At 69.8% G+C, this 9,443-nt stretch carries 9 protein-coding genes and 1 pseudogene; 3 read left to right on the top strand and 7 right to left on the bottom strand.

Translation table 11 applies throughout. The features are described 5' to 3' along the window. Positions 1 to 123 precede the first annotated feature (123 nt). From BU198_RS28790 to BU198_RS28770, 5 genes are all read right to left on the bottom strand, one after another. Positions 124 to 1,308: an alpha/beta hydrolase family protein gene (locus BU198_RS28790; RefSeq protein ID WP_188299781.1), complete on the bottom strand. Its 1,185-nt coding sequence runs from the start codon at positions 1,306 to 1,308 to the stop codon at positions 124 to 126. Between the two features lie 21 nt (positions 1,309 to 1,329). After that, the gene (locus BU198_RS28785; RefSeq protein WP_188299780.1) at positions 1,330 to 2,214 is read right to left on the bottom strand and encodes a hypothetical protein; all 885 of its coding nucleotides are present in this window, start codon (positions 2,212 to 2,214) and stop codon (positions 1,330 to 1,332) included. A gap of 428 nt (positions 2,215 to 2,642) precedes the next feature. Beyond that, a complete protein-coding gene (locus BU198_RS28780; protein ID WP_188299779.1) occupies positions 2,643 to 3,707 on the bottom strand; it encodes a serine hydrolase domain-containing protein in 1,065 nt (354 codons plus the stop codon). A 111-nt stretch (positions 3,708 to 3,818) separates the two neighbouring features. Continuing rightward, entirely contained in the window at positions 3,819 to 3,977 is a 159-nt protein-coding gene (locus BU198_RS28775; protein ID WP_411293246.1) for a hypothetical protein, read from the bottom strand. 84 nt (positions 3,978 to 4,061) lie between these two features. Beyond that, positions 4,062 to 4,946 carry an IS982 family transposase gene (locus BU198_RS28770; RefSeq protein ID WP_188299778.1) on the bottom strand — a complete coding sequence of 295 codons (885 nt, stop codon included), beginning with the start codon at positions 4,944 to 4,946 and terminating at the stop codon, positions 4,062 to 4,064. Between the two features lie 169 nt (positions 4,947 to 5,115). Here BU198_RS28770 and BU198_RS28765 point away from each other — a divergent pair, with 169 nt between their 5' ends. The 3 genes from BU198_RS28765 (at position 5,116) to BU198_RS43485 (ending at position 7,176) form a co-directional block, all read left to right on the top strand. Beyond that, positions 5,116 to 5,790, top strand: a complete 675-nt coding sequence (locus BU198_RS28765) for a hypothetical protein (RefSeq protein WP_188299777.1) — start codon at positions 5,116 to 5,118, stop codon at positions 5,788 to 5,790. Between the two features lie 319 nt (positions 5,791 to 6,109). Beyond that, entirely contained in the window at positions 6,110 to 7,054 is a 945-nt protein-coding gene (locus BU198_RS28760) for a hypothetical protein (protein ID WP_188299776.1), read from the top strand. After that, the gene (locus tag BU198_RS43485) at positions 7,051 to 7,176 is read left to right on the top strand and encodes a hypothetical protein (RefSeq protein WP_262987077.1); all 126 of its coding nucleotides are present in this window, start codon (positions 7,051 to 7,053) and stop codon (positions 7,174 to 7,176) included. Before BU198_RS28760 ends, BU198_RS43485 begins: the two co-directional genes overlap by 4 nt. A gap of 636 nt (positions 7,177 to 7,812) precedes the next feature. Here BU198_RS43485 and BU198_RS28755 read toward each other — a convergent pair. Then, positions 7,813 to 8,451 (bottom strand): hypothetical protein, encoded by a 639-nt coding sequence (locus BU198_RS28755; protein ID WP_188299775.1) that lies wholly within the window; start codon positions 8,449 to 8,451, stop codon positions 7,813 to 7,815. 178 nt (positions 8,452 to 8,629) lie between these two features. Then, positions 8,630 to 9,390 (bottom strand): annotated as a pseudogene (locus BU198_RS28750) (metallophosphoesterase family protein). Positions 9,391 to 9,443: the final 53 nt, after the last annotated feature.

Below are 9,443 nucleotides of genomic sequence, written 5' to 3'. Positions count from 1 at the left end.
TCGGGGCCGCACACCGAGGGGCCGCACGCCGCCGGGGCCGCCGGCGCCGTGCCGACGGCCCCGCCAGGGACCCCTGTCACCCGGGAACGCTGTCACCCCGGGGGCGGTGACCAGGGGCGGCCCTCAGTGGGTGAACCGCACCTCCGGGTCGGTGGCGGTCGGTCCGTCGAGCAGCGGCTGCGGGATGCCCTTCAGCTGGAGGTCGAAGAAGGCCCGGACGTACCGGCGGGTGAGCTCGAGGCCGCGCAGGCTCGACGTGGTGGTCCCGGACGGTTGGGGGATGCCGTACGCGTCGAAGAAGAGCGGGAAGTCGGTGAAGCTGCCGTGGTTGGTGCCGTCGAAGGTCAGCCAGCGCTTCCAGCCGTCCAGCCGCGACCAGCTCTCGTTCCAGTTGGCCGCCTTGTCGTCGCCGGCGTGGTTGATCATCAGGAAGGGCTTGCCGCCGATGCCGGACTCCGGCACCGGGAGGTCCATGAAGCCGTCGAGGTTCACCCCGGCGCGGATCCGGTCGTCGGTGAGCAGGGCGGGGACGGTGGCGGCGCCGCCGGCGGAGTGTCCGGCCATGGCGATCCGGTCGCGGTCGATCAGCCGGGCGTGGCGCCAGGCCGGGTGGGGTCGGTCGGTCAGGCGGTCGAGGACGAAGGAGGCGTCCTTCGCCCGGCTCTGGTCCAGGCCCTGCCACGCCTCCCGCGTCCGTAGCTGGCCGCACATCACGCAGGGGAGGGTCCGGCCGTCGGGGAAGGTGGTGCCGGTGTTCTCGTAGGTGTGGTCGATCAGGGCGACGACGTAGCCGTGGCTGGTCAGGTCCTCGGCGAGGCTGCTGAGCGAGGCCCGGGGCATGGTGAAGCCGGGCGACAGGAGGACCAGGGGGTAGTGGCCGCCCTTCGGCCGGGCGCCGGATTCGGCCCAGGTACGGGTGCCGGCCGCCGCCTCGGCCGGGATGGGGCCGCCGGGCAGCTTCCCGTCCAGCAGCGCCTGGGCGGCGGCGGTGGTCATGTAGGGGGCCGGGGTGCCCGTTCCGGCGTGTGCGGGGTAGTACATCGAGACCATCAGCTGGCGTGGGCCGGCGGAGGGCACCCACGGGTCCGGGCGGTCCTGGTCCACCAGGTGCAGGACTTCCTGCCCGACCGCGTACGGGCCCGTAGGGCGCGGCAGTTCGACCCGGGCGGCGGCGGGGGCGGGCGTCCCGGCCGGGATGGTCGTCGAGGCGGTGGGCGGCGCGGCCAGGGCGGGTACGGCGGTGGCGACGGACAGCGGCAGCGCGAGCAGCAGGGCCGCCGCAGCGGCGGTCGTTCGGAGTCGGCTCATGTCCGAGACCGTAGGCCGCTGTCAAGGGAACTGACGTCGACTCAGCGGTGTAGTGATCCCTTCCGGGAAGGGCTCGTGGCCCCCTAGGGGGTGGTCGTCCGAGGGTGGCCACCCGATGGCAGCGGCCGCCCTGAGGTCCTCCAGGAAGTCCGCCGCCGCACGGGCGTTGGGCACCGGAAAGGTGAGCGGGAGGCCGGCCGGGCGCGTCCGGATCTCCAGCTCGCCGAGGTCGGACGCCCGGGCCGAGTGCACCTCCGCCCACCGGTGGGCCTCCGTCGCGGCGAGTGGGTGCGGCGGCCGGTGCACCAGCCCGCCGGCCGTCACCGTCAGCCGCCCCCGGGCGAAGCGGACGCTCCCCTCGGTACGCAGCGTCTCGTGCAGGGCGGCCCGGAGCCCGGGGGAGAGGCGCTCCTCCGATTCCCGGAACAGCCCGGCCAGCCCACGCAGGTGTGCCAGCACCAGCGGCTCCTCCGCGCCGGCCGGCCATATTCGTCCGTGCTCGTGCTCTCCGCACGGCCCGCCGGGGGAGTACTCGGTGGCCTCCACGGCGCTCCAGGGCAGTGACTCCTCGCCGCCGCCCGCCGAGACCAGCACCAGCCCGCCCTCGTGGACCCGTACGGACCGCAGCCCGGGCGACGGCCACAGCCGCTCGTACTCGCTCACCGCCACCACCGCGGCGGCCGCCAGCACGGGCGCGGGCCACCACTCCCCGAGCACGAGACAGGCGGCCAGGGCGACGGCCACCGCGAAGAAGTGAACCCACAGCCGCGCCCGCCGGGGCAGCGGCCGGAACCGCCGGTACACCCGCACCACCGGGCCGAGCCGTCCGGCCTGGTCAGGGGAGCCGACCGGGCCGGCCGAACCGGCCGAACTGGCCGAACCAGCCGGGCCGACTGGGCCGGTCACACCGGTCGCACCGGCCGACCGCACCCGCGTCGGCGGCCACGTCACCGCCATGTCGGCCCCCTCTCACCCGGCGGACTCCCCAAGCGGAACCGCGACTGTCGAATCCCCAGCATCGACCGTTCGTCGCCTGAGACGACAGTGCCAATCGACACCTTTTGGCCCGAATCGGCTCCGCCATCATCGCGCCCCGGTTGGAGCCCCTCGCCACGGGGGTGGGTACGGACGAGGCGAACGCCTCCCGGGCCGTGCGGCAGCACGCGCGCCGCCGACCGATCCACTGTCATGCCGAGCTCCTTCCGCTCCGCGGCCCCTCGGAGTGCCGCAACCGTCGGATGCTCAGGATCGACCGCCCGCCACCTCCGACAACAGTGCCGATCAGCACATTCGGGTCGAAATCCCCCGGCCGCAGCGGAGCGGCGTCCGAGCCCTCAGGCCGTCGTCGCGAACTCGTTCTGCAGCCTGCGCAGCAGCGCGGTGCCGGCCGGATCGGCCGGGCGGCGGGTGTTGGCCAGCACCACCACGCCCACCTGCTTCTCCGGGTCGAAGGCCACGAAGGACCTGAACCCGCCCGTGCCCCCGTTGTGCCAGATCTGGAGGTGCCCGCCCTGCTGGGTGTGCAGCCGGTGGCCGAGCCAGCCCAGGTGCGTCCAGGCGAACGGGTTGACCCGGTGGCGGGTCTCCCGGGTGAGGGCGATCGCGGGCGCGAGCGGCGCGTCCGGCTCGCGCTCGGCGGTGAGTTGGGCCCGCAGGAACACCGCGAGGTCGGCGGCCGTCGACCGGAGCCCGCCCATCCCTGGCACGGCCGCGAACTCCCAGTGCGGCACCGGCCGCCCGCCCCCCGTGTGCCCGTGGGCCAGCCGTGCGGACCGCTCCGCGTCCGATCGCACACAGGTGTCCACCAGGCCCAGCGGCTCGCAGACCTCGCGGGCCACCAACTCCTCGTACCCGGTGCCGGACCGCTGCGCGAGGGCCAGGCCGAGCAGCCCGGCGCCGAGGTTGGAGTAGCGGAAGCTGCGCCCCGGTGTGGCCCGCAGCCGCGTCCGGGCGAGCCCGTCGAGTATTCGCTCGGCGGTACAACCGGCGTACGGGTCGGGGTCGTTGGGGGACAGCAGCGATCGCACCGCCATGCCGCGCGGCAGCCGGGGGAGCCCCGAGGTGTGGGTGGCGAGGTGGCGGAGGGTGATCGGCTGCCGACCCTTGGCCGGGACCGCGGCGTGCCCGCCCGGCGCCCCGGTGAGCACCTCGGCGAGCGGCTCGTCCACCTGGACGCCCCCGTCGAGGACCAGCCGGGCGAGCACGAGCGAGGTGAACACCTTGGTGACGGACCCTATTTCGAACAGCGTGTGCGGTCCGGGCACCCCGCCGCCCGGCCCGGTCCGTCCGGCACCACGGATCTCCACGTCGCCACCGGCCAGCCCGGCGACCACCGCACCGACGTGCCGCTCCGCGAGCCGGTCGACCGTCTGTTGCACGAGGGAGGCGAGTTCGTTCATGAGCCGAGGGTAGGCTCCCCCGCCGACCGAAGTCGTCCGCCCGGAAAACGATTTCGACCCCCTCCGATGCGCCTGTGGAGGTACGCCCCGCGCGGTACGCGGCAGCGGACCTCAGCCCTCCAGCGCCTCCCGCAGCCGGGCCGCGACCTCGGCCGCCCCCGCCTCGTCCGGATACCGCCGCCGGGGCCAGAAGAACCCGCGCAGCCCGTCCTTCGGATTCCGCGGCACCACGTGGACGTGCAGGTGTTCTTCGCGGACGAGGTGTCTCATGAGCCGCGACTGAGCTGTGAAACCTGCGCCCCGAGTTCACCCCAGTGGAGGACTGCCCGAACTAGATGAATGAGTCCGATGTCCTCAGTGGTCATATGCGATGAGTGATCGCTTGATCGGAGCGTTGATGGCCCAGTTGTGCCAGATGGCGGTGGCGAGGGCGAGGAGGCGTTGATCGGTACGGGCGAAGACGCCTGCTTCGGTCCGGGCGCCGTGTTGTTCCAGGCTGAGCTGGCCTTTGAGGGTGTCGATGACGGCCTCGATCCACTGGCGGACCCGGGCGAGCCTGCCGAAGCGGGCAGGCTCGCCCCGGCGGTCGGGCCGTACGAGGTGTGCCCCGAGTTCGTCGGTGACGAAGGCCTCGAACGCTGCCCCGGCGAAGCCCTTGTCGCCGAGGATGACCTGCCCGCGGCGTACGAGGTGCGGGTCTCGGCCGAGCATCGCCCGGACCACCTCGCGCTCGCCGAGCTTCGGGTTGGCCAGGCACCAGGTGACCGGCATGCCCTCGGCGGTCGTCAGCAGGTAGAGCCGAAGCCCCCAGAAGAAGCGGGAGTGGCTGGCGCAGTAGCCGTATCCCGCGGTGCCGGCCAGGGCCGAGCGCTTGACCGTCTCCCGGGAGGCGGCGCACGGCACGGGTGTGGAGTCGATCAGCCGCAGGTCGTCGTGCCAGCTCGGCACCTGCCCGGCCAGCGCCCCGATGACCTGCGAGATCAGCGGACCCGCGGTGTTCAGACGCTTGTTGTAGCCGGACTGCCCGGGCAGGTACGGGAACAGGTGCCGCAGCCGGCTGCCCGCGAAGCGGTGCCAGTGCCGTGCGGAGGGGAAACCGAGCAGCACCTGCGCCACGGCCAGACACAGCAGTTCCGCATCCGACAGCCGCGGAGGTCGCCCGATCCGGTGACGAGGGGCCACGTGATCGTCGATGAACACGTACAGTGCCGTCAGAAGGGTGTCCAGGTTCGTCTTCACAAACCAACCAACGGGCACCCTTCGTCATGGTCGCGGCCAGGTCAGCGATCGGACTCATTCATCTAGCGTGATGGGCTAGCGCCTCCTACCTACCGGACTGTCAAGGCTGAGTCTCGCTACGTCAGACTGGTTGCGCCCGAGAGGAGTTCGGGCGATAGGGAGGATGTACGTGAGTGATCTTGGGCTCGTGGGCCCGGCGCAGAGTGACGATCTCTTCCACTTCACGGGCCGTCTGGGTGAGCGCCCGTCAGAGGTTCCGCTGGAGATCCGGGCGATGACTCCACAACAGCGGCTGGACGCGATCCTGCGCGAGGAGCAGTTCCGTGCCTTCGCTCCGTTCGGAGCGTCCGTACCGTGTGTGTGCTTCTCCGAGAGCCCGCCCGACCACCTTGCCCACCTCATACGTCAGCAGAGGTTCTCTCCCTGGGGCATCGTCGGAAGCCGGAAGACCTTGCTCGGCTTGCAGGGCGGATCCGTCGCGTACGTGTCCGATGAGGTGTACGCCAGATTCAAGGCCGCAGGGCTCGCCCACTGGGCGGTACGCACGTCGCCAGCCTCGACCTGGATGCATGAGCGAGAGTGGCGGATACCGCGCTCCGACGGCCTTCTGAAGATCGGCGGATGCAACGCCATTTTGATCGGCGACATCAACTGGCGACCGTCCCTTGTGGAGACGGACGCACAGATGAACATTGCGACGGGCGACGATCTTGATCCATCTGATCCGGCCGAAGGCACGCAACCGGCGATGGCCCTACCAACATTGTGGCGGCAGTCCGAGGTATGGGTGTGGGACAAGGCAGCCGAGGCGGTGACGAAGTACAAGCCTGGCGAGTTGTGCTGAGCCGTCGTCAGAGCTAGTGCCCGAGCCGACGCCACCACCTCCTCCTTCCCGCAGAGCCGTGATCGTGACTTGAGTTAAACCGTGGTCGCGGCATTCAGTTACCGTGATCATTTTCTGAAACGTCAATGATCGTTTTGGTTTGGATGCGTTTCTCCTAGGCATGCCTCGGTCGATGCGCCCACCGGCAGCCAAACTGGACTGATAGTTGGCGTGATAGTAGTCATAGGCGTTGATAGGACCGGCCGAGGGCGTGGTTAGCCGGGTGCCGTCCTAGGCAGCGCACGCCCGTGTGGAGGTTCCGCACCGTCAGACTGGAGCGGTGCAGAGGACATCAACGACCGCCTCCGACCCGATGCCGGTTTACAACCGGGGCGTCTTGCCGCAGGCGGAGACCATCGAGCTGCTGCTCCAGCAGTCCAAGCGCCGCGGTGACGCGGTGCCGATTCGGCGTGCATTCGTCCAGGACACCGAGGACGGGGTGGCCCTAGTCCAGAAGCCCGGTCCGCTCAGTCGGCTCGTGCGGCACGAGAAGGCCCTGGATCTCCTCCTGCTGTTCTACGCGGTCACCAGCGGCGGCGACTTCGGCGCCGTCGAACGAGCCGAGACCTGGGGTCGGGCCACAGGTCTCACCTTCGCGACCGACGGCTCCGCAGGCTCGTCGGTCTCTCGCCTGTGGAACCGGCTCGCCGGGCTCGGCCTGGTGACCCGCAGCACCAAGGGTCGGCTCGCCAAAGTGACCAAGCTGCTCGAAGACGGCAGCGGCGGGCCGTACACGGTTCCGAACGGAGGTGCTGCCCGCAAGGAGGTGTACTTCCGCCTCCCGTACGCGTACTGGCGCGACGGGCTCCACAAGCGGCTCGACATGTCCGGCAAGATCGCGCTGCTTATCGGCATGAGCCTCCGCAAGCCGACCTTCCCCCTGCCGCAGACCGCGACCTTCGCCGGTTACTACGGCATCTCAGAGGCGACGCTCCGCCGGGGCATCAACAACCTCGTTGACGCGAAGGTGCTCACCAAGGTCGACGCCGAGGTCTACGAGACCACCGAGACCGTCACCGGCTATGGCCGGAGGACCTTGTACTCCTTCAGCCCGCCCTACGACCTGAACGTGGACAACAAGACCAAGGAGGCCATGACGAAGGCCGCGGAGGAAGCGTCTGCCGGCCTCGGCCCCCTCACCGAATTCGCCCAGCCGCTGCCGCCCGGCCGGCTTCGAGCGGAAGCCGAGTCCGCTCCCCAACTGGAGGGAGGTGAGGAGAAGTGAGCCCGAAGAACCGGTCGCACTGGCTGAACGTCGCCACGATGCGCGGTGCGGTCGTCGCCGCCGTAATCGGCGGTGTCGTCGTAGAGCTGATGCTCGACGGACTCCACTACCTGATCGGCTGACCCATGGCCTAGGAACCCGGTCAATGATCACGTAGTGAAGTCCGTCTGTCCGCCCCGCCCCGTCAGGGGCGGGGCCTCCTCCATCTCCATCATGCAGCAAACCAAGAACCGCGGTCAGGGGGCACAAGCTGGACACGGGCACCAAAGCGGTGTCGGGTGTCGACTTGTCCGGGGTCATATCCAACCCTTTGGCGTTGGCGTTGGCGTTGGCGTTGGCGTCGGACGGAGGGGCGTGATGTGCCCCTCCGCTGACCGCAATCTCCTGCCGGAGCAGGGTGTTGTCGTGGTGCAGGGCCGCAATGGCGGTGGCCGCAGCGTCCAGGCGGCGGCCCAGCAAGGTGCACTCGCGGGTCTTCTCGGTGAGCTTGCGGCGGAGCTGGGCGATCTCTTCGTCGCGGCGGGCTTCGCCCGGGGTGGCGGTGCCGTGCTCGGTGACGTGGGCGTCCCAGGTCGCGAGGATCGCGGCGGCTCGGTTCATGGTGGCCCTGCTGACCTTGGCTTCTTTCCAGAGGTTCTCCTTGGTGAGACGTCCGTCGGTGTGCTGGGGACGGCCGTCGAAGAGGCGCTGCATCACGTTGCGCAGGGCGCCGGCGGTCTTGGCGGTCACGCCGTCCTCGGTGAGGGTGCGGTCGTTGGTCATGGCTGTTCTTCCAGACGGGTCTGGGCGAGGACGGCTTCGGTGCGTTCCAGCTCGCGGTTGATCAGCGCCCTGCGGACGACTAGCAGGCCAGCGGTGTCGAGGAGCTTGAGCTGGGTGCGCCGATGGGAGTCGTAGATCGGGAGGTGCTCGGGGCCGATCATGCTGTTGTGGCAGCGGTCGGGGCGGCAGCGGTTGTCGAGGGGGCCGGTGTGGCTGGCGGGCACGATCGCGTTCTCCAGGCAGGCGGCGCCAGCCGGGTTCGCTTCGTCGAACAGGCAGTGGTTCAGGGTGCCGAAGCGGATCGTGATCCGGGCCTTGAGCAGGAGGGTGTCCTCGGTCCGGGCGTCGCCACCGCGGGCTGCGACGGTGGCCTGGACCTGGTCGAACGCCTCCTTGATCCGGTCGGCTCCGGGCCCGAAGCCGATGTTGTCGCGGCTGGTGTGGGTGCTGTAGAGGTCCTTGAGGCGGCGGAACTTCGCGGTGTCGAGCGCGTCCTGGAGGTGATCGGCCCAGGCCGGGTCGGAGGCGGCGTAGCCGCGGGTGGAGCGGTTGGCCAGGGCGCGGGTGGCGATGTGCTTGAGCTGGATGCCCAGGGCAATCTCGGATCCGGGGAACTGGTCGGTGAGCATCCCCATGGTGTGTCTTGTGTCCGCAGAGGCCGTGTGCGGATGACCTCGTGTGGCGATTGAGCAGGCGTGTCGATGTGGATCCTTTCGTGACGCAGTCCGTCGGCTGTGTTGCATTCCGCGTCCATGATTGCGGTGCAGATCACACCCTTTGATGGGAGGTCCAAGAGAATGGTGGTGTGCTGTGTCACGGTGCATCACTGCGTCCGTCCCGCGACGCGAAGGCTTCGAGAGCGTCTGCGTCGGTTGCCCGAGCGTTAAGGAAGTAGTCGGCCCACTCGGCGATTTCGGGGTAGGAGGAGTCCTGTATGACCTGAGCGATGGCAGCCTTGGCGTCAAATCCGGTCGATCGCAGTTCGACGCCGGGGCCCAGAAGCGCCCAGTGGGCCCCGCCCGCCCGTAGGGCATGCCGATGCTGCCGGGGTTGATCACGAGTCGGCCGAGGGCGAGGCGGACGAACGGCATGTGTGTATGCCCGCAGACCACCGTGCGGACATCGGAGTCGAGCTCGCTGAAGACTTCTCGCCAGCGGTCAAGGCGTGAGTCCACAAGGACGACCGCCTCATCGTCACGAGGGGTGGCATGGCAAAGCGGCACCATCCCCAGGCCGCGCACCGGCAGAGCGAGTGATCGGGGCAGTCGGCTGAGAAGGTCGAGGTGGTCTTCGCGTAGCTGTTCAGCGGCCCAGGGAGCAATCGGATCGGGGATCGAGTCGCGTTGGCCTCGGCGGTATTCGAGAAGTTCGCGGTCGGCATTGCCGCTGATCCAGACGATGCGGTCACCGAGACCGGTCAGCAGGTCGAGGACCTGGGCCGGCTGCGGGCCGGCGGTGATGTCGCCGGTCAGCACGATGCGATCGGCGGTGCTCACGTCCGGTTCGGCGAGCACGGCCTCCAGGGCAGGCAGGACTCCATGAATGTCGGACAGGACGGCTACTCGGTTCAGCATGGTCACCACTGTGGGATGAGGTTTGCTCGGAGGCGGGGCAGTTCGCCGGACGC

This window comes from Streptomyces sp. CBMA156, from assembly GCF_014596515.1.
In the GTDB taxonomy this organism is placed as follows: domain Bacteria; phylum Actinomycetota; class Actinomycetes; order Streptomycetales; family Streptomycetaceae; genus Kitasatospora.
Note: the sequence above shows the minus strand (reverse complement) of the source record. Positions and strands in the feature narration are given on the sequence as shown.

Bases quoted from the DNA above. Each gene is read 5' to 3' on its own strand.
- BU198_RS28780 (WP_188299779.1), bottom strand. From the start codon at position 3,707: ATGAACGAACTCGCCTCCCTCGTGCAACAGACGGTCGACCGGCTCGCG.
- BU198_RS28775 (WP_411293246.1), bottom strand. From the start codon at position 3,977: ATGAGACACCTCGTCCGCGAAGAACACCTGCACGTCCACGTGGTGCCG.
- BU198_RS28790 (WP_188299781.1), bottom strand. From the start codon at position 1,308: ATGAGCCGACTCCGAACGACCGCCGCTGCGGCGGCCCTGCTGCTCGCG.
- BU198_RS28755 (WP_188299775.1), bottom strand. From the start codon at position 8,451: ATGGGGATGCTCACCGACCAGTTCCCCGGATCCGAGATTGCCCTGGGC.